Consider the following 25,770-nt stretch of genomic DNA (forward strand, 5'->3'; position numbering starts at 1 on the left):
GGGGCGCTTCCCCTCACGGGTTCACCGCGTTACGCGGCCTTCTGCACCTCGCCCTCGATCGCGGGCGTCTCGACCGTGCGGCCGGTCGCGATCTGGATCTGGCGGGGCTTCTTGGCCTCCGGGATCTCCCGCACGAGATCGACGTGGAGGAGGCCGTTCTCCAGCACCGCGCCCGTCACCTGGACGTGGTCGGCGAGCTGGAACCGGCGCTCGAAGCTGCGGGCCGCGATGCCCTGGTGCAGGAACTCCGTCCGCTTCGCCCCATCGGCCTTGCGCTCGCCCTTGAGGGTGAGGGCATTCTCCTTGACCTCGATCGACAGATCGGCGTCCGTGAAGCCGGCGACCGCGACGGTGATCCGGTAAGCGGTCTCACCGGTGCGCTCGATGTTGTAGGGCGGGTAGGTCGGCGCCGCGTCGGTGCTCACGAACTGGTCGAGAGCCGAGAACAGACGGTCGAAGCCGACGGTGGAGCGGTAGAGGGGAGCAAGATCGAACTGACGCATGACACATCCTCCAAAGAGCAACATGCTATGATCCAAGGTCCGCCCGTGGGCCGGACCGGTCGTGCACCGCCTGTCGGCCGGTGCGTTGCTGATATCGGAGCCCCGGCGGACCCGCGCAAGTCCCCGAATGCTGAAAAAGATGCTCTCCGTTCGCTGTTTCTCGTGAGGCGATCCAACCCATGCTGACGCTCCGCTCGACCACCGACAACCCCGTGCCGCCGGGGGGCAGGCTGGTCGCCCTGCGCACCGACGACGGGGTGGATCTCCGGGCGGTGCACTGGCGCCCCGCGGGCCGGAGCGTGAAGGGGACGGTCTGTCTGCTGCAGGGCCGAGCCGAATTCATCGAGAAGTACTACGAGACCGTCGCGGACCTGCGCGACCGCGGCTTCGCGGTCGTCGCCTTCGATTGGCGCGGACAGGGCGAGTCGGGGCGCGAGGTGGACGATCCGCACAAGGGGCACGTCGCGCGCTTCGACGATTACCGCCTCGACATCAAGGCCGTCGCCGAGACCATCCTGGTTCCGCTGATGCCGGAGCCCCATGTCTGCCTCGCCCACTCGATGGGCGGCTGCATCGCCTTCACGGGTGCCCTCGACGGCTGGCTGCCGTTCAGCCGGATCGTGACGGTGGCGCCGATGCTGTCCATCCGGATGGTCGACTGGCCCGCGGCCGCCTCGGTCGTGTCGCGGGGTCTGCACCGCCTCGGGTTCGGCAGCCGCTATATCCCCTTCGGCAGCCCAGTTTCGATCGCGTCGAAGCCCTATCCGGGCAACCGCCTCTGCCGCGACCCCAAGCGCTACGCCCGCAACGCGCAGGCCGCGCGGGAGGTGGGTGCCGGGGCGGTGGGCGACCCCACCATTGCGTGGCTCGCCGGTGCCTTCCGCGCCATGGCGCGGCTGCGCGACCCGCGGGTGCCGCCCCGCATCGAGATGCCGATCCTGATCGTCGCGGCCGGCGCCGACCCGGTCTGCGGCACGCCCGAGACCGAGCGCTTCGCCGCCCGGCTCAAGGCCGGCCACATCCTGGTGCTGCCGGACGCGCGCCACGAGATCCTGAGCGAGCGCGACGCGATCCGGGAGGATTTCTGGGCGGCCTTCGAGGCCTTCGTGCCCGGAACCCGGCGCACCGAGACACCCCGGCAGGAGGGCGCGGCGGCCTGAGGCTCAGTCCGCGAGTTCCGCGGCGAGGTCGCGGGGCCGCACGAAGCGCTCCAGCCGGCCGTTGCCCCAGGCGACCGCGCTCCAGTGGTCTTCCTCGAAATCGATCACCGCGAGGGCGGCGGTGGGGAACTGCGTGCGGAGCCGCACCCTGGCTGCCCGCTCGCCGCTGCCCGCCAGGCGTTCGGCCAGGTCCTGCATGCCCGGATTGTGCCCGACCATGAGGAGTGTCCGAACGGTGTCCGGGGCGGCGCGGATCGCGTCCAGCAGCGCGTCCGAGGGCGCCTCGTAGATCGTCTCGACGGTCTGGGTGGACAGGCCGTCGAACGTGTCGGCCACCGGCGCGAGGGTCTCCTGGGTCCGCCGGGCCGGGGAAACCAGCGCGTGGTCGGGCCGCAGCCCGGCTTCCGCGAGGTAGGCCGCCATGCGGGGCGCGGCGGCGCGTCCCCGCGGGTTCAGCGGCCGGTCGAGATCGCGGGTGCCGGCCGGCCGGTCGGACTTGGCGTGGCGCAGGAGGAGCAGGCGCAGCATCGTGATCCCTCAGGAGAAGCCGACGACCGCGTGCGGCACGTAGGGCGCCTCGAGCGCCCGCACCTCCTCCGCATCGAGGCTCAGCGACAGGGCCGCCGCGGCGTCGGTCAGGTGGGCGGGCTTCGAGGCGCCGATGATCGGGGCCGCCACCCCGGGCTTGCCCGCGACCCAGGCGAGGGCGACCTGCGCCCGGCTGACGCCGCGGGCCGCGGCGATCGACGCGACGGTGTCGACCACCGCCTTGTCGGCCTGCGCGGTGGCATCGTAGAGGCGCTTGCCGACCTCGTCGGTCTCCTGGCGGGCGCTCCCCGCATCCCAGTCGCGGGTGAGGCGGCCGCGGGCGAGCGGGCTCCACGGCAGGGTGGCGACGCCCTGGTCGAGGCAGAGCGGGATCATCTCGCGCTCCTCCTCCCGGTGCAGGAGGTTGTAGTGGTCCTGCATCGTGGCGAAGCGGGTCCAGCCGTGCCGGTCCGCGGTGAACAGGGCCTTGGCGAACTGCCAGGCGTACATCGAGGAGGCGCCGATATAGCGGGCCTTCCCGGCCTTCACGACGTCGTGGAGCGCCTCCAGGGTCACCTCGATCGGCGTGCCGTAATCCCAGCGGTGGATCTGGAACAGGTCGACGTAATCGGTGCCGAGGCGGCGCAGGCTCGCGTCGATCGACGCGAAGATCGCCTTCCGGGAGAGGCCGCCGGCATTCGGCTGGTCCTTCAACCCGTAGAAGCACTTGGTCGCCAGGACGATCGCGTCGCGGTCGGCGTAGTCCTTCAGCGCGCGGCCGACGATCTCCTCGGAGGTCCCGTCCGAGTAGTAGTTCGCGGTGTCGAAGAAGTTGATGCCGAGCTCGACCGCCTGTCGGATGAGCGGGCGGCTGTCCTCCTCGCGCATCGTCCAGGGATGGGGCCCGCGCTCCGGCACGCCGTAGGTCATGCAGCCCAGGCAGATCGGAGACACGTCGAGGCCGGTGCGGCCGAGCTTCTTCGTCTTCATGGCAGCTCGCTGGAATCGGTCACCCGCGGCCATATCTGGGCCGCCTTCCACCGTATGCCAGCCCCTACCCGCCCCGCTGCTCCCGGCGCATCATGAAGGCGAGCTTCTCGAACAGGCTGACGTCCTGCTCGTTCTTCAGGAGCGCGCCGTGCAGCGGCGGGATCAGCTTGCGCCCGTCCCGCTCGCGCAGCGTCTCGGGGCTCACATCCTCGGAGACGAGGAGCTTCAGCCAGTCGAGGAGTTCGGAGGTCGAGGGCTTCTTCTTGAGGCCCGGCACCTCGCGCGTCTCCAGGAACACGCGAAGGGCCTCCTCGACCAGGCGCTGCTTGATGCCCGGATAGTGCACCTCGACGATCGCCCGCAGGGTCTCGGCGTCGGGGAAGCGGATGTAGTGGAAGAAGCAGCGGCGCAGGAAGGCGTCCGGCAGCTCCTTCTCGTTGTTCGAGGTGATGATCACCACCGGCCGCCGTTCGGCCCGCACCGTCTCGCCGGTCTCGTAGACGTGGAACTCCATCCGGTCGAGCTCGGTCAGGAGGTCGTTCGGGAACTCGATGTCGGCCTTGTCGACCTCGTCGATCAGCAGCACGGGGCGCTCCGGCGCCGTGAAGGCCTCCCAGAGCTTGCCGCGGCGGATGTAGTGGCCGATCTCCGAGACGCGGGGGTCGCCGAGCTGGGAGTCGCGCAGGCGCGAGACCGCATCGTACTCGTAGAGACCCTGCTGCGCCTTGGTGGTCGACTTGATGTTCCAGGTGATCAGCGGCGCGCCGAGGCCGGCGGCGATCTCCTCCGCGAGGACCGTCTTGCCCGTCCCCGGCTCGCCCTTCACGAGGAGCGGGCGCTCCAGCACGATGGCGGCGTTCACCGCGGTCGTCAGGTCGGGCGTCGCGACGTAGGACTGGGTTCCGGTGAAGCGCATCGGGTGCCTGGGGCTGGGCTCGCGGGGATGCCCTTCGGTTACGCGGCCGGGCGGCGGGCCGCAAGGCACGCCGCTCGCGCCCGGCGCCTAGACCTTCTTCGGGTCGAACCAGACGCAGCTCTTCGAGAGCGACTGGAGGTTGAGTTCCGAGCTCGTCTGCGGCGCGACCTGGCCGTTGATGGCGATGTTGACCTGGGTCAGCACGTCGCTGCCGAACTTCTGCGGGTGCGAGTAGTAGCAGTACTGGGATTCGGGGGTCTTCTCGTCGCCCTTGAACTGCCAGCCCGTGACGATGTTGCCGTCGAGGTAGGGCACCGACTTGAACACCGTGAAGGTCGTGCGCACCGCCGCGTTGCCGGGCTCGCCCTTCGACTGGTTGGCGATCACCGAGGCCATGTCCGGCCGGGCCGGCGGCTGCTCCAGCTTCAGGGTGGTGTCGGTGAGAGTGACCTCGCCCTTGGTCTTCAGCGTGACGTCGGACAGCGCCTTCTGCATCGCGTCCGCGATGCGCTCGGCGGCCGCATCGTACTGCTGCATGGTGGCGTAGCCGTAGAAGGCGGCGCCGGTGCCGGCCCCGGCCAGCGCCGCGAAGGCGCCCGCCCCGAGCGCCCGGAACAGGAAGGCCCGGGCCGCCACGATGCGCGATTCGGCGCGCAGCCGTCCGTTCACGTGCTGCGCGAGCGCCACGTTCTCGGGCGAGCCCTGCATCAGGTAGCTCATGCGCCGGCTCCCGCGCTGGCCGCCGGCGGCGGGGCCGCCTGCGCGGGCGTCGGCCGGCGCTGCTCGAGGGGGATCGCGGCGCCGGAGGCCACGGCATCACGCACGGATTTCTGCAGGGAGGCGTTGACCTCCTGCACGATGCCCTCGGCGAAGGGCGCCAGCATGTAGGGCGTCGCCTCGGCGTTCACGACGGCGCCGAGGTCGTCCTCGTCCATGAAGGTCTTGCGCACCGAGACCGCGCAGAGCGCCAGGATCGTCGAGGCGAAGGCGGCGCAGAGGGCCGGCACGAACACGAAGATGCGCAGGAAGGCGTGCACCTGCGCGTCGGTCACCTCGATCGGGTCGACGCCGTAGACCATCGCCGTGAAGGAGTGGAGCTGCGAGCGGTTCACCGAGTTGCGGTAGGCCTGCTCGGTGTCGGCGACGCGCCGGTCGGCGGCGCCGCGGTCGAGGAGCGCGCGCGCCTTGCGGGCTTCCTCCAGGTCCTTCGTCACCACGGCCCGGTCGGCGGACGCCTTGGTGACGCTGGCCGAGAGCGTCGCGGTGCGCGGGTCCGTGACGCACTTCAGGTTCGAGTAGCGCTGGCCGCGGCTGTTGGTGCCGGAGATGCGCTCGCAGCGCTGGGCCGGCAGGCCGGCGAGCTGCTGGGCGTTGTCCGCCGAGCGCTTCTCGATCTGATCGAGTTCCGTCGTGTACTGCTGGACGCGGGCATCGGCCGCGGCGATGCGCGTGTCGAGGCTCGCCCGGTCCGCCTGCGCGTCCTTGAGGGCCGTCTTGGCCTTGGCGGCGTCCATCAGGCGGGGATGGAACATCATCTCGCCGAGCTGCGACACCGACTTGGTGGTGACGCCCGCCGCGAACACGATGCCGATGATCGCCAGCGCGCGCACGAACCAGGAGCGCTGGGTGCGGGCGAGGATGCCGAGCGGCACGCGGCACAGCTCCACCGCCGCGTAGACCAGCGGCGCCAGGAGCATGAACGAGAAGGCCCGGGAATCGCCGTCGCTGTAGTAGCCGGCGAACAGCCAGGCCCCGGCCAGCGAGGCGCCGATCACCATGAACTCGACGAGGTAGGCGATCCCGACGTAGCCCCACTTGATCCGGTAACCGCGCTCGACGTGGCGCTCGTGCGTCCAGCGCTCGGACTCGAGCTTCCAGGCGCGGGCCTCGCGCTGGACCTCCCGACTCGGGGGCATGGTGGGCATGTGTGTCGATCCGGTACGCGACGAAGGGTTGAGCCTAACGCGGCATTAGGATCTGCAAGTATGTGGCCAATGTGTCCAATTGCGGTCGAGGCGCGTGCGGGCAACCTTCGCCGCCCGGGGTGGCCAAAATGCCTCACCCGCCGATCCCGGGCCCGAAGGGGCCGGCAGGCGGTCGCCAAGGGGCGCTCAGGCGACCCGATCGAGGAGAACGGCCGCGGCTTGCACCGGAGGCGGCCAGACGCGGTCGCGGCCGCTGCGCTTGGCCGCATAGAGCGCCTCGTCCGCCGCGGCGACGAGCCCGGCGGCATCCGCCTCGCTGCCGATCCGGCCCGCGGCCGTGCCGATGCTGACGGTGACGACCGAGGTCGCGGTGCGGTCGCGGGGCATCGCGGCGGCCGCGACGGTGGAGCGGATCCGCTCCGCAACCTCGACGGCGGTCTCGATCGACACGGCTTCGAGAAGGACCAGGAACTCCTCCCCACCGTAGCGATAGACAGTGCCTTCGCCGCGGCGGATGCTGCCCGTCACGAGGGCGGCGACGCGCCTGAGGCAGGCATCGCCCGCCGGATGGCCGTTCACGTCGTTGAAGACCTTGAAGTGATCGACGTCGAGGAGCAGCACGGCGACCGGCTCGCCCTCGGCGGCGCGGCGCCCGGCCAGTTCCGCGAGGGCCGCCTCCAGGGCCCGGCGGTTCCCGATCCCCGTCAGGGCGTCCCGCAGGCTCGCCGCCTCGTGGTCGCGGCTGCGCATCCGCTCGCGCAGCGTCAGGAGGTAGCTCGTGCGGTGCGCGTGCTCCAGGTTGTAGCAGCCGACCAGCGAGAACACGACGCTGCCCAGGAACAGGCAGTTGAACATCATCGCCCGATCGGCCGACAGCCCCTCGACGCTCGCGAGCCCGAGGCTGAACAGCGCCGCGATCACGAGGAAGCAGGGGATCGCGTGCCGGAACCGGATGCGCAGGACGATCGTGGCGAATGCCAGGACGAGCTGCGTCGCTAGGGAGATCAGGTCCTTGTCGGGAGACCGGCTCGCCGCCACGACCACGTAGATCGTGCCGGCGATGACGATCATCGACAGGCTCACGAGGCCTTCCCGCAGCCAGGCCGGCGGGCGGCGCGCCAGGACGAGGTGGATCGCGACCGCGACGGGGGTCATCACCCCGAAATGCATCAGGAGGTCGACCCCGAACGCGTCGCGGACCACGCGATAATCGCTCACGAGGAAGAGGTGGTAGACGAGGAGGCCGATGTAATTCGAGATGACGATGTGCCGGCAGCGCCGCGCCGCTTCGTCCACCTCGAACTGGTGCTCGATTTCGGGACTGAAGCGCAGCGATCGGCAGCCCTTCAGGATCGCGTCCTCGACCTCGCCCAGTTGTGTCTGCCGCAGTGGCCGGCTCATCGCATCACCCGTGGTGCGTTGAGTGGTACAGGCCAAGCCTTGATGCTGCTTTAACAGCACAACCGGGAACTGAACAAAAGGCAAGTCTTCCGAGGATTGGAGGCGGCCCAAAGAGCAGAAATCGGCATTCACGCCAGCCCCGAGCGCTCGAAAGTGCTCAGCCGGGTCGATATCCGCCCAGCGCGCGCATCGGCCGAGGCGATCGGTTCCGAAACGGTTGCCCGGGCCGTCCCCACCCCCCATGATCGCCGCGCCACACCTGCACGCGCCGCGGGCGCGGCCCGCCCTCAAGCTTGCGAGTTCGATCCCAGCCGATGCCAGAGGTCCATGCCGGTTCCTACAAGGAGGTGATCCTGTTCCTCGTCACGGCGGGGATCGTGGTGCCCCTGTTCCACCGCCTGCGGATCAGCCCCGTCCTGGGCTTCATCGGGGCGGGTGCGCTGCTGGGGCCGTTCGGCCTCGGGCGCTTCGCCGACGAGGCCCACTGGATCGCGCAGGTCTCGATCGCCAACCGGACCGAGATCGCTCATCTGGCCGAGTTCGGGGTGATCTTCCTGATGTTCATGATCGGCGTCGAGCTGTCCTGGGAGCGCCTGCGGACGCTCCGCCGCCTCGTCTTCGGCCTCGGCTCGGTGCAGGTGATCTCCTCCGCCCTGGTGATCGGCGCGATCCTCTACGGCCTTAAGGTGCCGCTCGCGGCGGCCGTCATCGTCGGCATCGCGCTGGCGCTCTCGTCCACGGCCGTGGTGCTGCCGGTGCTGGCGGAGCAGAAACGGCTCAACACGCCGGCCGGCCGCGCGAGCTTCGCGGTGCTGCTGTTCCAGGACCTCGCGGTGGCGCCCGTGCTGTTCGCCATCGCCGTGCTCGGCCGCAGCGACGGAACGGATGTGGGCACTGCGCTGGCGCTGGCCATCGGGCAGGCGGTGGTGGCCCTCGTGGTGATCGTGGTGGCCGGGCGCCTGGCGCTGCGGCCTCTGTTCCAGCTCGTGGCGCGCACGAAGTCGCCGGAGCTGTTCATGGCGGCCTGCCTCCTCGTCATCGTCGGCACCGCGCTCACGGCGGCCGCGAGCGGCCTCTCGATGACCCTCGGCGCCTTCGTGGCGGGCCTGCTCCTCGCCGAGACCGAGTACCGCCGCGCGATCGAGGCGACGATCGACCCGTTCAAGGGGCTCCTGCTCGGGGTGTTTTTCGTCTCGGTGGGGATGAACCTCGATCCGGCGCAGCTGCTGGCCAACCCCGGCACCATCCTCGGGCTGTCGGTGGCACTCCTCGTGATCAAGGCCGCGATGGTGATGCTCGCCGCGCCGGCCCTGCGGATCTCGCGCCCCGTGGCGCTCGAGGCGGCCCTGCTCCTCGGGCCGGGCGGCGAGTTCGCCTTCGTGCTGATCGGGGGCGCCGTGGCGGCGGGGCTCGTGCCGGAGGGGGTCGGCGGGGCGGCCCTCATCGTCACCACGGTCACGATGATCGCGATTCCCGCGCTTGCTGCGGTGGGGCGCCGGGCCGGGCGGCGGGTCTCCGGGAACCAGCTCGGGCGCGCCCGGGCCGAGCCGCCGCCGGACAAGCTCCAGAACCGGGTGATCATCGCGGGCTACGGCCGCGTAGGCCGCCAGGTCGGCGAGATGCTGACGCGGCACAAGATCCCTTACCTCGCCCTCGATGCCGACGCGAGCCGCGTCGCCGAGCAGCGCCGGCTCGGGTACCCCGTCTACTTCGGCGATTCGGCCAACGCGGAGCTGCTGCGCCGCTGCGACATCGCCACGGCCCGGGCGCTCGTCGTCACCCTCGACAACCCGCGCGCCGTCGAGGCGGTGGTGGAGGCGGCCCGCGCCGAGCGCCGGGACCTGACGATCGTCGCCCGCGCCCGCGACGCGCGCCATGCCACCGCCCTCTACGACCTCGGCGTCGACGATGCGGTGCCCGAGACCATCGAGGCGTCGTTGCAGCTGTCCGAGGCGGTGCTGGTGGATGTCGGCGTGCCGATGGGGCTCGTCATCGCCTCGATCCACGAGCGGCGCGACGAGTATCGGGCCATGCTCAAGCGCAAGGAATCCGATACCCGCCCGGTCTTCCGCGCCCGCCGCACCGTCGGCAAGGCGCCCGAGGCGCGGGAGGCACCCGCCAAGGAGGAGGCGCCGGTCGGCAAGCGGGCCTGAGGCAACCTCAGGCCGAGCGCGCGACCGATCCTGCGGAGGCCGCGAAGGCCATCTCGGCGACGGCGGCGTGCCCCGACATGATATCGGCCACGAAGGGGTCGAAGGCGGTCCAGAGCCGCGGCAGGACCCGGATCGTGCCGCCACGCCCCCCGAGTTCCACCCAGCCGAGGGCTTCGGCGCGGGTGAAGACGTTGCGCACGTGGGTGCGCGACACGCCGAGCCGCGTCGCCACGCCCTGGTAGGTCAGGGGCGGGCCGGGCGTCTCCGCGCAGGCCGCCTGCACGGCCATCATCAGGCAGACGAAGCCGGCGTCCTGGTTGACGAACGACATCACATCGGGGTGTCGAGGAATGAACCCGGCCGCGGTCCCCAGCGCATGGAAGGCGACCCGGCGCAGCGCGAGATGGACGGCCCGATCCGGCCCCTTGAACCACGCGAAGCCCTCGCCCGGATAAAGCACGTCGAGGAAGCGGTAGAAGGCGCCGAGATACGCGCGGTCGTGCGCGAGCAGCCGCTCGGTCGGCCGGAGGATGCGCACCCGCCGATCCTGCAGGCTCGGCTCGGGGGTGACGTAGCCGGTCTGGCAGAAGCGGGCGACGACATCGTTGAGCGTGCGCGGGCTCGCCACCCCCCAGGCGCCGACGAGGGTCTGGATGCGCCCGAGGTTTGCCCAGGTCGAGCGGTCGTTCTCGTCGTAGGCCGCGTGGAAGCCGGCGAGCAGGGACGAGAGCATGATCCGGCTGGAATCGCCGAGGAGGCGGGTCAGGAACTGGTCGCCGTCGAAGATCGCGACGATCGCGTCGGCGTGGACGCCGCGCGCCTCCGCGAAGCGCGGGTGCGCCAGGATCACCTCGGCGCTGCGCCGGGGTCGGACGGGCTCGCCGGTCACGGCGCCCTCCGGTCCGTCCCGGACAGCTGCCCGAGGCACTCTCGCCCGCAGAAATTTTCGATACGCAACATCCCTGCCCGAATGACTTAGAACAGTTTAAGCTTAAGTATGTCGACGATCGTCAAAACGCGGCGGCAACATTCACGGGGTTCGCAACGCAAAGCAACGGCCGATTTGCCGCAAAGCACGCACGCGCTCGTGATTGCGTAGTCCCAGCCGTCTCGACCCGACAGTCGGTCACGGCGTTGCGGCCTGTGGCTACGACTTTTGTAGAAGCTGCACACAGCACATGGTCGGGCTGGATTATCGCGCGGTTTCGGCCTGCCGGCAGCGCTTCGCGCGCGTTGTGAGCGGCAGACGATCGGCCCGCTCGGTGCGGGCGCGATGCCCGCCGCGACGGTGTCGTGCCGGATCGGCCCTGCGCTCGCTGGCCTCAGAGCAGGGCCGGTGCCTCCTCGGTCCAGCTGCGGACGGGGGTGGTGCGCGCCCGGCGCGCCTCTCCGGGCGCCGTGCCCGGCGCGTAGCTGCACCGGTAGGTGATGGCGTCGGGGGGGCCAAGGCCCGCCGCGAGCGGGACCGTGACGGTGTCGCCCGAGAAGCGCCAGTTGCGCACGCCCTTGTCCCAGTAGAGCCAGACCGTCGTCGGGTGGCCCTTCAGGGCGAAGATGGCGGCCCGGCGGGTCAGCGCCTGCACCGTCCGCGGCTCGTACATGCCCTTGGCCCGATAGGCGGCGCGGGCCGCCTCGGGCTGGCGGTCCATGAACGTGTTATGCACGACCTGAATCGTGGCGCCGGGGCGTCTGAGAAAGCGCTTGAAGTCGGCCAAGCTCCGCAAGTCGATCGTCATCTGTCTCCCCTCGACCTTACGCCGGAGACTGTCGTTCCTGTTCGACCGCGGGACTATGCGCCCGCGGCATCTGATTCCGATGACGCTCCAACGTGCCGGAGCGGGGTGACGGGGTCCGATATCAACAGGAATCCTGACTTATGCCCAGGTTTCGGGGCACCCGGACGCCGGGGCCGAGCCGTCCGCCGCGGCCGCTCCGAGGGCCGGCCGGGCCGCCTCCCCTTGACCGCGCGGCCCCCTTGCCGCGATCACGGGGCATGCTGCTCCAGTTCTTCACCGCGCTGCGCGAGGCGCGCGTCCCGGTCACGCTGCGCGAGTACCTCGGTCTCCTCGGCGCCCTTGAGCAGGACCTCGCGGAGAAGCGCGTCGAGGAGTTCTACCTCCTGGCGCGCACCGCCCTGGTGAAGGACGAGCGCAACCTCGACCGCTTCGATCGGGTGTTCGGGCAGGTCTTCAAGGGCCTGGAGACCGTCGGGGAGGCGACCGAGGCGGCCGCCATTCCGGAGGAATGGTTGCGCAAGCTCACGGAGAAATACCTTACCGAGGCCGAGAGGGCGGAACTGAAGGCGCTCGGCTGGGACAAGCTGTTCGAGACCCTGAAGCAGCGCCTGGCCGAGCAGAAGGGGCGCCACCAGGGCGGCTCGAAGTGGATCGGCACCGGCGGCACCTCGCCCTTCGGCGCCTACGGCTATAATCCGGAGGGGATCCGGATCGGACAGGACGGCAACCGCAACTTCCGCGCGGTGAAGGTGTGGGACAAGCGCGAGTTCCGGGACCTCGACGACGGCGTGGAGCTCGGCACCCGGACCATGCGCCTCGCCCTTCGGCGATTGCGCCGCTTCGCCCGCACGGGCGCGGCGGAGGAGCTGGACCTCGACGGCACCATCCGGGCGAGCGCCCGGCAGGGCTGGCTCGACCTTCGCCTGCGGCCCGAGCGGCGCAACGCCGTGAAGGTCCTGCTCTTCCTCGACGTCGGCGGCTCGATGGACTGGCATGTGGCGCTCGCCGAGGAGCTGTTCTCGGCCGCCCGGTCGGAGTTCAAGCACTTCGCCCACTTCTACTTCCACAACTGCCCCTACGAGGCGGTGTGGACCGAGAACCGGCGACGGCACGAGGAGCGCACCCCGCTCCTCGACGTCATCCGCACCTACCCGCCGGACTACAAGGTTGTGTTCGTGGGCGACGCCTCAATGAGCCCCTACGAGATCGCCGTCCCCGGCGGCTCCGTCGAGCACTGGAACGAGGAGGCCGGCGCCGTCTGGCTGCAGCGGGTGCTCGATCATTTCCCGGGCGCCGTCTGGCTCAACCCGGTGGCGCAGGCCAGCTGGCCCTACACCCAGTCGATCGGCATGGTGCAGCGGCTCATGGCCGGCCGGATGTTCCCGATGACTCTGGAGGGGCTCGACGCGGCGATGCGGGCCCTGCTGCGCTGAACGCGCTCCTCAGCCCTGGCGGGCCGGCGTCGTGACGGTGAGGCCGTCCAGCGCCGGCGTGATGCGGATCTGGCAGGACAGGCGGGAGGAGTCGCGGACGTCCGTGGCGAAGTCCAGCATGTCCTTTTCCATGTCCTCGGCCGGGCCGACGACCTCCGCCCATTCGCCGTCGACGTAGACGTGGCAGGTCGCGCACGCGCAGGCGCCGCCGCACTCCGCCTCGATGCCCGGGACGTTGTTGCGCAGGGCCGTCTCCATCACCGTCGAACCCTCGGCACCCTCCACCGTTCGGGCGGTGCCGGCATGGTCGACGTAGGTGATCTTGGGCATTGCGGGCTCCGGGCTCGGGCGTCGTATGGGGCGTCGGGCGCGGCCTGCTTGGCGGTGCGGGCGCTGGAAAGCAAGGGCACCGGGTGGGCGGGGCGCGGAATTCTTGCCCTTACGTTGCAGGGGCGCGGGCGTTCCCGGAGAAGCCCGTCAGGGCCGGCGCTCGATTGCCGCAAGGACCGCCGAGACGGCGTCCGCGAGCCCGATCAGATCCTCCGCCGCGACCGCGCAGCCGCTCCGGAGAGCGTCCTCGATCGCCTCCGCCGCGCGCGCGACCGGGAAGGCGCCGACGCCGAGCGCGGACCCTTTCAGGGTATGGGCGAAATCCGCCCGCTCGCTGGCCGGGGCCGCCTCCGCTTCGATGAGCGGCGCCAGGCGCCGGCACTGCGCTGCGAACAGCCCGAGGAGCTCGCTGGCGAGCACCTGGTCGCCGCCGGTCTGCTCGGCGAGGTGTGACGCATCGAGGGCCTGACCCATCCTGACCTCCACCGCGGGCGCCGTGCCCCGCCCGCTATCCACAGCCGGCGGCGCGGATGAATCGCAACCGGTTTCGGCTTCAGCCATCATGGGATGGCCGGGCCGGGACGTCCTCGGGGCCGGGGTGGTAACCATTCCGTTAAGGTTTTTTGGACCGCGCGGCCGCCTCGGGTATCCGGGGCATCCGGCGAGGTCTAAACTTCCTTGGTAAACGGGCATTTTCGGTCATCCCTCGCCGGGCGCGGACGGCGGGGATGGCGCGCGTAACGAGGCGTTGCATGGCCACGGAAAAGACGCTGAAGGATCCGGCTGAGGCGGCCCTGTCCGCGATCGAGCAGGCGCTCAGCCTCGACGTTCTGACCCCGGCCGAGCCGAAGCGCCCGGAGCCGCGCCTGCCCGACATCGGCGACGGCGACCCGCTCGTCGAGGCGCACGGCCGCCAGCTTCCGCCGCGCCTCGAGCTCGACGCGCCCCTCCCCTCGGACCTGCCCCCGCCCGGCCGCGAGCGCCCGCAGCGCGAGGGCGGCCTGCTGCCGCCCGACCGCTCGCTGGTGGCCAACGACGACCGCCGCAACATCGGCATCCTCCAGCAGACCCTGCGCGTCCGCCCCTCGCGCAAGCCCTACCTGTTCGCCGCGGCCGCCGCCTTCCTGTGGCTGAACGGCCTGGTGCTGCTCGCCTGGAGCCAGTCCGGCGGCGATCTTCGCGGGTTCGTCGCCGGCCTCACCGCCCTGCAGGCCACGGTGGGTGCCGCGGCCCTCGTCGGCCCGGTGGTGCTGTTCCTGATCACCGCCATGCTGGCCGTGCGCGCGCAGGAAATGCGCCTCGTCGCGCGGGCGGTGGGCGAGGTCGCGGTGCGGCTCGCCGAGCCCGAGAGCTTCTCGACAGACGCGGTGCTGACCATGTCGCAGACCGTTCGCCGCGAGGTCGCGGCGGTGGGCGACGGCGTCGAGCGGGCCCTCGCCCGTGCGGGCGAGCTGGAGACCCTGGTGCGCGGCGAGATCGCGACCCTCGAACGCGCCTACGCGGACAACGAGATCCGCATCCGCTCCCTCGTCGACGAGCTGGTGGCCCAGCGCGAGGCCATCGTGGCCAATGCCGAGCGTGTGCGCGGCGCCATCACGGGATCGCACCAGAACCTGACGCAGGAGCTCGACGGCGCGGCCGAGCGCATCGTGGCCGCGATGACGGGCGCCGGGGACCGCGTCACCGGCGCCCTCGATGCGCGGGGCGACGCCATCACGAGCGCGCTGGCCGAGCGCGGCGACGCCATCACGGCGGCCCTCGGCGGCGCGGGCGACCGCGTGGTCGCGGTGATGTCGGGGCGCGGCGACGACCTGATCCAGCGCCTCGCGGCGACCAGCGAGGGCGTGCGCACGAGCCTCGCCGACGTCGGCGCCACGCTCACGGAGTCCTTCGAGACGCGGGCCGCGGAGGTCACCCGGGCCTTCGAGGAGACCGGCGGCGCCCTGACGGCGCGCCTCGCCGCGGATGCCGGCACCGTCGCCCGCACCCTGCATGAGACCGGCGCGGGGGTCGTGGAGGGCCTGACCCGCCAGGGCACGGAGGTCCGCGACAGCTTCGAGCGCGCCGCCGGCGCCCTGGAGAACGCGTTCCTCGCCCGCGGCGGGGAGCTGACCGAGCGCTTCACCGCCATGGGCGGCGACATCACCGCCCGCTTCGCCGAGACCGGTGCGGCCCTGCGGGCCGAGATCGAGAACGCCGGCGCCGGCGTCTCCGATCTCATCGAGGCCCGCGGGCGCGATGCCCAGGCCGGGCTGGCGCTCGCCGCGAGCGGCGTCGTGGAGAGCTTCGCGAGCCGCGTCGACGGCATGCGCGACGACCTCCTCGGCTCGGCCGAGCGCGCGGCCGAGAACCTCAGCGGCCGCGGCGGCGCGCTGATCGAGCGGATCGAAATCGTCTCGGGCCGCCTGCACGAGACCGTCACGCTGCACGGCGGCGAGCTGGAGACGCGCCTGCGCGCCGCGGCCGACGATGCCGGAGGCCTCGTCGCCCTGCGCACCCGGGAGGCGAGCAGCAGCCTGGAGCAGGCCTTCGGCAACCTCTCCCACAGCTTCGCGGTGGGAGCCGGCGACGCGGTGGAGACGCTGCGCAGCGCCCTCGACAGCCTCGGCACCGAGATCGGCAGCCGCACCGAGGCCGCCGCCGAGACCCTGCGCCACACCGCCGACGGCGCCAACGCCGAGGCGGCCCAGCGCACGGCCGAGATCGTCGCCCGCTTCGGCGAGGCCACCGAGGCGCTGCGGCGCGCCTCCGAGGAGGCGACCGGCGCCGTCGAGGCGCGCACAGAGACCCTGATCGCCCGCTTCCGGGACGCCGCGAACGGCGTCGGCGGCGAGGTCGGCGAGCGCCTCTCGGCCTCCGTCGAGACGCTGCGCACCGCCATGGCGACCCTCAACGCGGACCTCGCCGCCCGGGCCGAGGAGGCGTCCGACGCCTTCGCGCGCGCCGCGCAGGGCATCGGCGGCGAGCTGACCACCCGCATCGGCGACGTCGAGGCGGCGTTCGGCAACCACGGCCGGGGCATGACGGCGCTGCTCGCGACCCACGCCGAGGAGACCCACGCCCGCATCGCCGGCACCGGCCGCGACATCGTGCTGGCCGTCGCCACGCAGGGCGCCCGGGTCGCCGACGCCCTCAACCAGACCGGCGCGACCTTCACGGAGGCCACCGAGAGCCGCGTGCGCGCGATCGACGAGGTGCTGACGAGCCGCCTCACCACCCTGCAGGAGACGATCGCCCGCGGCGACATCCTGGCCGAGCGCATCACCCGCGACACCGGCACCCTCAGCGAGGTCGTCAGCGGCCGCCTGGAGGAGATGGACCGGCTCATCACGGTCCAGGGCAAGGCGGTCGCCGAATCCATCGTGGAGCGCACCCGCGAGGCCCAGGCCGCCGTCGAGACGCATCTCGGCGCCCTGGAGGACCGCTCGGCCAAGCGCACCGGCGAGATCGGCGACACCTTCGCGAACCTCGTCAGCCACATCGACGGGCACCTCGGCGCCCGCGCCACGGCCCTCAACGAGGCGCTGATCGTGCGCACCGGCGAGATGGCCCGCATCATGGCCGAGGGCGGCCGCGACCTCGTCCAGGCCCTCGACGCGCGCGCCGAGGGGATCACCCGCGAGTTCGCCTCCCGCTCGGCGGAGCTAGACGGCAGCCTCGACCAGCGCGGCAGCGCCCTCGCGGCGCGCCTGGAGGCGCAGGGCCGCGATCTCGCGGAGCGGTTCGAGGCCGTGCTGCGCACCCTCAGCGAGGGTGGCGGCGACCTCGTGCGCAACCTCGACGCGCGCTCGGAGGGCTTCGCCCAGGCCATCGCCGAGCGCTCGGCCGCGCTCGACGCGATCCTCGGCCAGCGCGGCAACGAGCTCGGCGGACGTCTCGATACGCAGGGCCGCGAGCTGGCGGAGCGGATCGACGCCCTGACCGCCGCTCTGGCGGACGGCCGCCGCACGCTGATCGAATCCCTCGACACGCGCGCCGAGGGCATCGCGCAGGACATCGCCCGCCGCTCCGCGAGCCTCGGCGACATCCTGGACGAGCGCAGCGACGCGATCAGCCTGCGCCTCGACGAGAAGAGCCGGGCGCTGGCCGGCCGCCTCGACGAGGGCGCGGCCCGCTTCGACGGCGGCGTGCTCGCCCGCCTGGAGGCGATCGGGACCGCGCTGGAGGAGCGCAGCCGCCTGATCGACGAGACCTTCGGCGCGCAGGCCTTCGACGCCATCCGGCTGATCGAGGCCCGGACGCGGGCGGTGGACGAGGAACTGTCCGGCCGCACCCGCGAGCTCGTCGGCATGATCGAGGCCCGCACCGGCGACGCCGACGCGGCGCTGGCCGCCCGCGCCGAGGCGATCCGCACGGCCTTCGCCGAGCGCTCCGACCTCCTCGCCCGCCTCATCGACGAGCGCACCAGCGCCATGTCGACGGAGCTCGACGAGAAGGGCCGCATGGTGTTCGGCACCATCGGCGGCCGCATCACCGAGCTGGCCCGCCTGTTCGACCGCGGCGGCACCGCCCTCGGCGAGGTCATCGAGCGCCGGGGCGAGAGCGTGCTCACCCGCCTGCAGCAGACCATCGCGGATGCCGAGCGGATGCTCGGCGACGGCGAGCATCGCCTGGGCCGCACCTTCGACAACCGCACCTCCGACATCGGCGCGCTGCTCGACGAGGGCGTGCGCACCGTGCACGGCCTCCTCGACGACCGCACCCGCCAGATCCGCACGATGCTCGACGGCCACGCGACGAGCCTCGTCGGGACCTTCGACGACCGCATGGGCCCGCTCCAGACCGGGCTCGCCGAGCAGGGCCGCTCGCTCACCCTCGCGGTGGAGGGCGCGCTGGCCTCGGCGTCGGGGGCCATCGAAGCCGGCACGCGCAGCGTCGCGGGGCTGTTCGACGAGCGCCTGCGCCAGCTCGACGCCGTGATCGACGGACGCGGCCGCGAGGTGGTCGAGACCGTGGACGCCCGCGTCAACGGCATCAGCCGGGTCTTCGACGAGCGCCTGCGCGTCCTCGACCAGACGGTGGACGAGCGGGCCCGCGCCGTCGCGGAAGTCCTCGACGCCCGGGTCCGCGCCTTCGACGAGACGGTGGAGGGCCGGGCCCGCGACCTCACGCAGGGGATCGAGGCCCACACCCGGTCCCTCGGCGACCTGTTCGAGGAGCGTCTGCGCACCCTCGGTGCCCTGGTGGACGGCCGCACCGCCGACCTCGGCCAGGTCGTGGATGCCCGCAGCGAGGCGTTCACGCAGCGCATCGACAGCCGCATGAAGATCTTCGCGACCCTCGTCGCCTCCCGCGGCGACGCCCTCGCGACGGCCTTCGACGACCGCCACGACGCCTTCGCGTCGCTGGTGGACGCGCGGCTCGCGAGCCTCGCCGCGGCCCTCGACGAGCGCGCCGCCACTCACGCGGCCCTGGCCAAGACGCACACCGACGCGTTCGCGCAGGCGCTGGATGCCCGCAACGCCGCGGTCGGCAGCCTCATCGACGAGCGGAGCGATGCCCTCGCGGCGGGCTTCGAGCGCCGCACGAACGCCCTCGGCGCCCTCGTGGAATCCCGCGGGGAGGCCCTGTCCCGGCGCCTGGCCGACAGCGCGGAGACCATCGTCCGCGCCATCGAGGAGCGCGGCGGTGCCCTGGTCGAGACCGTCGACGGCCGCGGCCGGGCGGTGGCCGAGACCATGGAGGGGCATGTCGAGCGCCTGCGGGCCGTGATCGACGGGCCCGTCCTGCAGCTCGCCGACAGCCTCGCGCTCCGCAGCGAGGCGATCGAGCGGGCCATCGCCGAGAACGGCACGCCGCTCGCCGAGACGCTGCGCCTGCGCACCGAGGAGCTCGTCGCCCGCTCGGCCGAGTCCGCCCAGCTCCTGCGCGATGCCGTCGAGGGCGGCGCGGTGCGGGCGATCGGCGGCCTCACGGAGACCAACGACCGCCTCCGCCGCGACCTGTCGGGGGTCCTGTCCCGCATCGACGGGGCCAACGAGGCGCTGGGTGATCTCCTCGCCCGGGCCGGCACCAACCTCGGCGCCGTGGAGCAGGGACTGGCCGGCCGCGTGCACCAGATCCAGGCCGCGCTCGGCGAGATCGCGGCCGAGACGAGCCGCGCCAGCGAGGGCGTCTCGACCCAGGTCGAGACCCTGAAAGACGTCGCGCAGGGCGCCCTGCTGCAGGCCACCGAGCTCGCGGCCGCCCTCGACGGGCGCGGGCGCAGCCTCGCCGAGCAGACCGGGGCGCATGTCCGCGCGCTCACCGCGGCGGCGGGCTCCCTCGAATCCATCGAGGGTCGTCTCGTCGCCTCGCTCTCGGAGCGGGAGGGTGCCGTCACCGCGGCGCTCGCCGGTCTCCAGGAGCGGTCCGGCCTCCTCGATGCGCGCACGGCGGAGTTCGCCCGCTCCATCGACGAGAGCCTGCGCGGTGCCGAGGAGCGCGCGCGCACCGTGGGCGCCAACCTCTCCGAGGCCGCCCGGCGGGCCGCGGCCTCCGTCGCCGCCGAGTTCGAGCGCCTGCGCACCGGCGCCGGCGCGGAGAGCGAGCGCACCACGGATGCGGTGCGCGCGGCGATCGAGGAGGCGGCGGGTCAGCTGCGCAGCGTCTACGAGGAGGCGCGCGGCGGGTTCGGCGAGTCGGTGACGACCCTGCGCTCCATGGCGGAGGCCATCCGCGGCGAGCTGGAGGCCACCCGCGCGGACCTTGCCCGTGGTGTCCTCGAGATCCCGCAGGAGACGCAGGACGCCACCGGCGAGATGCGCCGGGTGGTCGCCGACCAGATCCGGGCCCTCAACGAGCTGTCGTCCCTGGTCGCCCGCTCGAACCGCACGGTCGACGTGGTCCAGCCGCAGGCGGAGCAGCGCCGGGTCGCCGAGTCCGGGCGCTCGGGTGCCGCCGCTCTCGCCGCCCCGGCCGCGATGCCGGCACCCGCCGCGCCCGCCGCCCGGCAGGCGCCGCCGCCGCCGGCTCCGGCCCCGGTGCCGGCTCCCGCTCCTGCGCGACCGGCCCCGGCCGCGGGCTCCGGCGTGCGCATCGCGCAGGGTGCGCCGGCCGCTGCGCCCCGTGGCCCTGCGGCGAACGGGGACAAGCGGGGCTGGCTCTCCGACCTCCTGACCCGCGCCTCCCTGGACGACGAGGAGGTGCCCGCCGGAGCGCCCCAGGGGCAGGCCGCGCCGGAGGCGAGCCGCACGGCCCTCGAAACCCTGTCCTCCGATATCGGGCGGATGATCGAGCACCGCACCGCGGTGGACCTCTGGGAGCGCTATCGCCGGGGCGAGCAGAACCTGTTCGACCCGCGGATCTACACCGCGCAGGGACGGGTCACCTTCGGGGAGATCCAGCGCCGCTACCGGGCCGATGCGGAGTTCCGCCGCACGGTCGACCGCTACGTCAACGAGTTCGAGCGGCTCCTCGGGGACGTCGCCAAGAACGACCGGGACACGCGGCGGGCGGATGCCTACCTGACCTCGGAGACCGGCAAGGTCTACACCATGCTGGCCCATGCCAGCGGGCGCTTCGAGGGCGCCTGACCGACGACGGGCTGGGGCGCCCTCAGAGGAGCCCCAGCCCGACGAGTTCGCGCCTGAGCGCCTCGGGCATCTCCGCGAGGTCCCCGGCGGTCGCGCGGTCGAGATCGGCGGGGGCGTCCTTCGGGTCGAGGTAGCGCCAGCCCTGGAACGGGCGGCAGCTCCGCGGCGCGACGGCGACGAGCGCGGGGTCGAGCACGATGCGGCAGCGGGCCACGCCGTCGCTGCCGGTCACCGGCTGGAGCGCCAGGATCGCCTGACGGCAGCACAGGGTCCCCTTGATCACCCAGAAGATCGAGCCGCGCCCGGCGATCTCGGCGTGACGCTTCGGCAGCACCCGCGTGACGTGGGCGGGCGCGGGGTCGCGCCCCTCGCGCAGGGCGTCGGCCCGGAAGCGGGCCTGCCGGGATTCGAGGTCCCCGATGCTCTTCGGACCGACGCTGAGCTTGAGGAGGTGCAGGACCATCGGGAAAGCAGACGCCCTCGGGCGAGGCGGCCCGCCTCGCTGGGGCGACCCCCGGCGGGGATCGCGGCCCCGCGCCGTTAGAGCATCGGGCGCGAAAGGGGAATCGCCGCCGCGCCGCACCGGCCTGCGGCGCGACGGAGCGGCCGAGGGCCCGTCTCAGGAGAACAGCGCGATCTTTTCCTCGATGCTCAGGGCATCGATATCGGCGATCGAGAGGGCGTCGGCGAGCGGCGGCGGCTTGGACGGCAGAATATCCGCCGGCGAGACCTCGAGGACGGTCGCGGGCTCGTCCTGCTCCTCGATTGCGGTCTCGGCCGGTTCGTCCGCCGGCACCGCAGCCTCCGGAGCGGGCGCGGCAAAGTCGAGCTCCGGCTCGGCTTCGAGGGCCGACTTCTCGTCCGCGTCGGGCATGGCCGCGGGATCCGCCATGAGGTCGGCCATGGGGTCGACGTCGAAGCTCGCGGCCTCAGGCTCCTGTGCGGCGTCCGCGGCGGGAAGCTCGGCTTCGGTCGCGTCGGCGTGGACGAAGACGATGTCCTCGCAGAGCGGGACGGCACCGGTGAGCGGGCCCCGGAACGGAGCCGCCTCGGGCGTGCCGTCCATGTCGATGTAGCGGTCGACGTCGCACTGGTCGAGGTCGACCGCCCGGGCCTCGGCCTGCGGGCGGCCCGCCATCGCGTCGGGCGCGAGGGGCACGTCGTCGGCATCGCCCCAGATCGCAATCATCGCGAGGAGGCGATCCTCGAGGTAGCGCAGGGTGTGCACGATGCGGCCGGTGCGCTGGGCCGTCAGGTCCTGGAACGAGCAGGCGGTGTAGATCTGCGTGGCCCGGCGGTCGAGCTCGTCGCAGATCGCGGGCTCGGCGCCGCCCTCGCGCAGCGTCCAGGCGGCCTCCTGCACCTCCTCGGCCGCGCCGAGGATGTCGGAGGTCGCGCGCTCGGTCGCCCGCACGATGGCGTCGAGGGCCTCCGAGGCGACGCTGAGGCGGGTCTGGTCCTGGTCGGGTGCGCTGATGGCGGCGATCTCGGCCTTCGTCCGCGCGATGGCGCTCGCCATCTCCATCAGGTCGCCGCGCAGGCGCCCGACGCCTTCCAGGCCGCGCTCGCCCGACACGGCGTTCTCGATGCGGCCGATCGCCCCGAGCAGCATCTCGGTGTCGGCGGTGCGGTTGCGGCGCGCGTACTCGGCCAGGAACCAGCGCCCGCGGCTGCTCTCGGTCATCGCCGCCTCGATGGCGTCGTAGGCCGAGGGCTCGATCGTCGTCAGCGCTTGGGGGCTCGACATGCGGCGGGTCCTCAACTCGTTCTCGGCGCCCGCAACCGGTGATTTCAGGCGGACGCCGAGCCGGAACAATTTGACAGATCGGCTTTAACGCCCGCTTACGCTGCGGCCCGTTCCGCTCACGCCGCCCGCCCCGTGACCCCACCCTCAGCCCAGACCCCACCGACGCGGGCGTACCGCCTCGCGCTCCTCTACGGCGTCGTCTTCGCCGAGATCGGCGTCGCGATGCCGTTCATGCCGGTCTGGCTGGCGGGCCGGGGCCTCGACCCCCGGATCATCGGCCTGCTCGTCGCGCTGCCGATCGCCACCAAGATCGTCGCCACGGCGCCGCTGATGGGCCTGATCGACCGCGGCGTCGGCCCCCGCACGCTCCTCACCCTCGGCAGCCTCGCCCTCGCCGCCACCTACGCGCTGATGCCGGCGGCGGCGCCCCTGGGCTGGCCGCTCCTCGCCGGGCTCATCCTGCTCAACGCTGTGGCGGGCTCGCCCCTCGTCCCGAGCATCGACTACCTCACCCTCGGTGCGGTGCGCCGGCAGCCGCGCCTCGACTACGCACGCATCCGCATGGCGGGCTCGATCGCCTTCCTCGCCGCGAACCTGGTGTTCGGCGCGCTGCTCGCCCGGGTCGGCGAAGCCTTCGCGGTGCCGCTGCTCCTCACCGGCCTCGCCCTCGTCGCGAGCCTCGTGGCGGCCCTGAGCGGATCGGTGGCCGCCGAGCCGCCGCCGGTCCTGGCCGGGCGGCGGCCCGCCCTCCCCCTGAAGCTCCTGCTCTGCATCGCCGCGGCGGCGGCGATCCAGTCGAGCCACGGCGCGATCTACGCCTTCGCGAGCATCCACTGGACCCGCGCCGGCATCCCCCTCGGACATGTCGGCTCCCTGTGGGCGCTCGGCGTCGCCTCGGAGATCGTGCTGTTCGCCCTGGTCGGCCGCCTGCCGGCGCGCTGGCGGACCCCCTTCCGGCTCCTCGCCCTCGGCGGCACCGCGGCGCTCGTGCGCGCCATCGGCATGTGGCTCGTGGGCGACCAGATCGGCCCCGTCCTCGCCCTGCAATGCCTGCACGGCCTCACATTCGGGGCGACCCAGCTCGGCGCCATGGCGGCGGTGTCGGCCTTCGCGCCCGACGGTGCCCGTGGGCGCGCCCAGGGCACCGTCAGCGCCGTCAACGCCCTGGCGGGTGCCGGCTCGGCCCTCCTCAGCGGCCTCGCCTACGAGGCCGGAGGCGCCCTCGCCTTCGCGCTGATGGCCCCCCTCGCCCTCGCGGGCCTCGCCCTGACACGGCTCGCCGCCAGGGCGCCCTGAGCCGGGTCGGCGGTGGAGCGCCGGCCGGCCGCCACGCTTTGGCCACGCGACGGTGACGGAATGGTAACCGTGATCCCATCATCTCGGCGTGCAAGGGAGGCGCGGTTTCGTGCGAGCCGATCGGGCCGCCGCAAGGCAGGCCAACCCGAATGACGATGCGGCCCGGGCCTCCGCTGAGGGCGGCGGACGGGTGGCGCTCGACGGCCGCTGGACCGCGGACCAGGGTCCGGCGGTCGAGGCTGCGGCCGCGCGCATCCTGGAGCAGGGGCGCAGCGCGAGCCTCACCGTCGACCTCGCGCGGGTGATCCGCCTCGACACGCTCGGCGCCTGGGTGCTGGAGCGGACCCGCGGCGAGATCGAGGCGGCGGGCGGCCGGCTGTCCTACGCGGGGGCAGCACCCGAACACCGCATCCTCCTCGGCGAAATGGCGATCCGCAGCGACGCGCCGCCGCGCCGACCCGGCCAGAACGCCATTCTCGCCTCCCTCGACGGCCTCGGGCGGCGCGTGGTGCGCGGCGGGCACGACCTCGTCTCCGGCCTCGCCTTCCTGGGCGAGGTGATCGCGGCCTGCGGGCGGGTGGCGATGCGGCCTTCGACCTTCCGGGGCACCGCCCTCGTCAACCAGATCGAGCAGGTGGCCCTGCGGGGCGTGCCGATCATCGCCCTCATCTCGTTCCTCGTCGGCGGCATCGTCGCCCAGCAGGGCATCTTCCAGCTTCAGCGCTTCGGGGCGCAGACCTTCGTGGTCAACCTGATCGGCCTCCTGATCCTGCGGGAACTCGGGGTGCTGCTCACATCGATCATGGTGGCGGGCCGCTCGGGCTCGGCCTTCACGGCCGAGATCGGCTCCATGCGCATGCGCGAGGAGGTCGATGCGCTGCGCGTGATGGGCCTCGACCCCATCGAGATCCTGATCGTGCCCCGCATCCTCGCCCTGGTGATCGGCCTGCCGATGCTGACGCTCGTCGCATCGCTGGCCGCCCTGACCGGCGGCGGCCTGACGGCGATGCTCTACGGCGGCTTGACGGTGGAGCAGTTCCTGGCCCGCCTGCAGGTCGCGATCGGCCTGCAGCACCTCTGGGTCGGCCTCCTGAAGGCACCCTTCATGGCGCTGATCATCGGGCTCATCGCCACCATCGAGGGGTTCGCCGTAGAAGGCTCGGCCGAGTCCCTCGGTCGCCACGTCACCGCCTCAGTCGTGAAGTCTATCTTCATGGTGATCGTGCTGGACGGCCTCTTCGCGGTGTTCTTCGCCGCCATCGACTTCTGAGCCCATGACGGTGCCCGCATCCCCGCCGGACGTTCGCCCGCAGCGCGCGCCCGAGCCGATCATCCGCGTGCGCGACCTCGTCGTGGGCTTTCGCGACCGCACGATCCTCAAGGGGCTCGACCTCGACATCCGGCGCGGGGAGATCCTCGGCTTCGTCGGCCCGTCCGGCCAGGGCAAGTCGGTCCTGACGCGCACCATCCTCGGCCTCGTGCCGAAGCGCTCGGGCACCATCGAGGTGTTCGGACAGGACATGGACGGGCTCACTACGGCGGGGCGGCGGCGGGTCGAGCAGCGCTGGGGCGTGCTGTTCCAGCAGGGCGCGCTGTTCTCGGCGCTGACCGTCAAGCAGAACATCCAGATGCCGATGCGCGAGCACCTCAACCTGTCCGAGCGCCTGCTCGACGAGTTCGCGCGCCTCAAGATCGAGATGGTCGGCCTGAAGCCGGATGCCGCCGACAAGCTGCCCTCGGAACTCTCCGGCGGCATGATCAAGCGCGCGGCGCTGGCCCGTTCCCTCGCTCTCGACCCCGAGATCCTCTTCCTCGACGAGCCGACTTCCGGCCTCGACCCGATCGGCGCGGGAGAGTTCGACGAGCTCGTCGCGACCCTGAAGCAGACGCTCGGTCTCACCGTCTTCATGGTGACGCACGACCTCGACAGCCTCTACACGGCCTGCGACCGCATCGCGGCGCTGGGCGACGGGCAGATCATCGCCGAGGGGCCGATCGACGCGATGCTGGCCCACGACCATCCCTGGCTGCGCTCCTACTTCCACGGCAAGCGCGCCCGTTCCATCGTCACGGAGGCGTCGCACCATGCCTGACCGGACCGTTCGCCCGGCCCGCTCCCCGGCGGGTGCGGCCCCGCA

At 72.4% G+C, this 25,770-nt stretch carries 20 protein-coding genes; 7 read left to right on the forward strand and 13 right to left on the reverse strand.

All coding sequences use genetic code 11. The features are described from left to right. Window positions 1-29 precede the first annotated feature (29 nt). The gene (locus ACLBXP_RS03995) at window positions 30-503 is read right to left on the reverse strand and encodes an Hsp20 family protein (protein ID WP_447666279.1); all 474 of its coding nucleotides are present in this window, start codon (window positions 501-503) and stop codon (window positions 30-32) included. A 179-nt stretch (window positions 504-682) separates the two neighbouring features. Here ACLBXP_RS03995 and ACLBXP_RS04000 point away from each other — a divergent pair, with 179 nt between their 5' ends. Then, on the forward strand, window positions 683-1,663 hold the full coding sequence (locus ACLBXP_RS04000) for an alpha/beta fold hydrolase (RefSeq protein ID WP_447666280.1): 981 nt from the start codon (window positions 683-685) through the stop codon (window positions 1,661-1,663). A gap of 3 nt (window positions 1,664-1,666) precedes the next feature. Here ACLBXP_RS04000 and ACLBXP_RS04005 read toward each other — a convergent pair whose 3' ends face one another. From ACLBXP_RS04005 to ACLBXP_RS04030, 6 genes are all read right to left on the reverse strand, one after another. Further along, window positions 1,667-2,191: a SixA phosphatase family protein gene (locus tag ACLBXP_RS04005; RefSeq protein WP_447666281.1), complete on the reverse strand. Its 525-nt coding sequence runs from the start codon at window positions 2,189-2,191 to the stop codon at window positions 1,667-1,669. A 9-nt stretch (window positions 2,192-2,200) separates the two neighbouring features. Next, window positions 2,201-3,181, reverse strand: coding sequence for an aldo/keto reductase (locus tag ACLBXP_RS04010; protein ID WP_447666282.1), 981 nt, complete (start codon window positions 3,179-3,181; stop codon window positions 2,201-2,203). 64 nt (window positions 3,182-3,245) lie between these two features. Next, the gene (locus ACLBXP_RS04015) at window positions 3,246-4,097 is read right to left on the reverse strand and encodes an AAA family ATPase (protein ID WP_447666283.1); all 852 of its coding nucleotides are present in this window, start codon (window positions 4,095-4,097) and stop codon (window positions 3,246-3,248) included. Between the two features lie 87 nt (window positions 4,098-4,184). Further along, window positions 4,185-4,817 carry a hypothetical protein gene (locus tag ACLBXP_RS04020; protein WP_447666284.1) on the reverse strand — a complete coding sequence of 211 codons (633 nt, stop codon included), beginning with the start codon at window positions 4,815-4,817 and terminating at the stop codon, window positions 4,185-4,187. Further along, window positions 4,814-6,022, reverse strand: a complete 1,209-nt coding sequence (locus ACLBXP_RS04025) for an ATPase (protein ID WP_447666285.1) — start codon at window positions 6,020-6,022, stop codon at window positions 4,814-4,816. The genes ACLBXP_RS04020 and ACLBXP_RS04025 overlap by 4 nt, the downstream gene beginning before the upstream one ends. A 186-nt stretch (window positions 6,023-6,208) precedes the next feature. Continuing rightward, window positions 6,209-7,423 (reverse strand): diguanylate cyclase, encoded by a 1,215-nt coding sequence (locus tag ACLBXP_RS04030; protein ID WP_447666286.1) that lies wholly within the window; start codon window positions 7,421-7,423, stop codon window positions 6,209-6,211. Window positions 7,424-7,737: 314 nt separating this feature from the next. Between ACLBXP_RS04030 and ACLBXP_RS04035 the strand changes: the two genes are divergently transcribed. Then, window positions 7,738-9,576 carry a cation:proton antiporter domain-containing protein gene (locus tag ACLBXP_RS04035; protein WP_447666287.1) on the forward strand — a complete coding sequence of 613 codons (1,839 nt, stop codon included), beginning with the start codon at window positions 7,738-7,740 and terminating at the stop codon, window positions 9,574-9,576. A gap of 7 nt (window positions 9,577-9,583) precedes the next feature. Here ACLBXP_RS04035 and ACLBXP_RS04040 read toward each other — a convergent pair whose 3' ends face one another. Further along, entirely contained in the window at window positions 9,584-10,465 is an 882-nt protein-coding gene (locus ACLBXP_RS04040; protein WP_447666288.1) for a hypothetical protein, read from the reverse strand. Between the two features lie 433 nt (window positions 10,466-10,898). Beyond that, on the reverse strand, window positions 10,899-11,312 hold the full coding sequence (locus ACLBXP_RS04045) for a hypothetical protein (RefSeq protein WP_447666289.1): 414 nt from the start codon (window positions 11,310-11,312) through the stop codon (window positions 10,899-10,901). Window positions 11,313-11,569: 257 nt separating this feature from the next. Here ACLBXP_RS04045 and ACLBXP_RS04050 point away from each other — a divergent pair, with 257 nt between their 5' ends. Then, complete coding sequence (locus ACLBXP_RS04050; RefSeq protein WP_447666290.1) at window positions 11,570-12,745, forward strand: vWA domain-containing protein; 1,176 nt, start codon at window positions 11,570-11,572, stop codon at window positions 12,743-12,745. A gap of 9 nt (window positions 12,746-12,754) precedes the next feature. Here ACLBXP_RS04050 and ACLBXP_RS04055 read toward each other — a convergent pair whose 3' ends face one another. Beyond that, entirely contained in the window at window positions 12,755-13,075 is a 321-nt protein-coding gene (locus ACLBXP_RS04055) for a 2Fe-2S iron-sulfur cluster-binding protein (RefSeq protein ID WP_447666291.1), read from the reverse strand. A 147-nt stretch (window positions 13,076-13,222) separates the two neighbouring features. Then, window positions 13,223-13,549, reverse strand: a complete 327-nt coding sequence (locus ACLBXP_RS04060) for an Hpt domain-containing protein (protein ID WP_447666292.1) — start codon at window positions 13,547-13,549, stop codon at window positions 13,223-13,225. Window positions 13,550-13,827: 278 nt separating this feature from the next. Here ACLBXP_RS04060 and ACLBXP_RS04065 point away from each other — a divergent pair, with 278 nt between their 5' ends. Then, complete coding sequence (locus ACLBXP_RS04065; RefSeq protein WP_447666293.1) at window positions 13,828-20,589, forward strand: apolipoprotein A-IV repeat region-like domain-containing protein; 6,762 nt, start codon at window positions 13,828-13,830, stop codon at window positions 20,587-20,589. 22 nt (window positions 20,590-20,611) lie between these two features. Here ACLBXP_RS04065 and ACLBXP_RS04070 read toward each other — a convergent pair whose 3' ends face one another. Then, a complete protein-coding gene (locus tag ACLBXP_RS04070; protein WP_447666294.1) occupies window positions 20,612-21,052 on the reverse strand; it encodes a DUF1489 family protein in 441 nt (146 codons plus the stop codon). Window positions 21,053-21,208: 156 nt separating this feature from the next. Then, window positions 21,209-22,336 (reverse strand): hypothetical protein, encoded by a 1,128-nt coding sequence (locus ACLBXP_RS04075; protein ID WP_447666295.1) that lies wholly within the window; start codon window positions 22,334-22,336, stop codon window positions 21,209-21,211. A 132-nt stretch (window positions 22,337-22,468) separates the two neighbouring features. On the opposite strand from ACLBXP_RS04075, the gene ACLBXP_RS04080 reads away from it, so the two are divergent. The 3 genes from ACLBXP_RS04080 to ACLBXP_RS04090 all read left to right on the forward strand — a co-directional run bounded on the left by ACLBXP_RS04080 (window position 22,469) and on the right by ACLBXP_RS04090 (window position 25,725). Continuing rightward, window positions 22,469-23,632, forward strand: a complete 1,164-nt coding sequence (locus ACLBXP_RS04080; protein ID WP_447666296.1) for an MFS transporter — start codon at window positions 22,469-22,471, stop codon at window positions 23,630-23,632. Between the two features lie 190 nt (window positions 23,633-23,822). Next, on the forward strand, window positions 23,823-24,902 hold the full coding sequence (locus ACLBXP_RS04085; protein ID WP_447666711.1) for an ABC transporter permease: 1,080 nt from the start codon (window positions 23,823-23,825) through the stop codon (window positions 24,900-24,902). 4 nt (window positions 24,903-24,906) lie between these two features. Next, a complete protein-coding gene (locus tag ACLBXP_RS04090; RefSeq protein WP_447666297.1) occupies window positions 24,907-25,725 on the forward strand; it encodes an ABC transporter ATP-binding protein in 819 nt (272 codons plus the stop codon). Window positions 25,726-25,770: the final 45 nt, after the last annotated feature.

This window comes from Methylobacterium sp. A54F, from assembly GCF_053346035.1.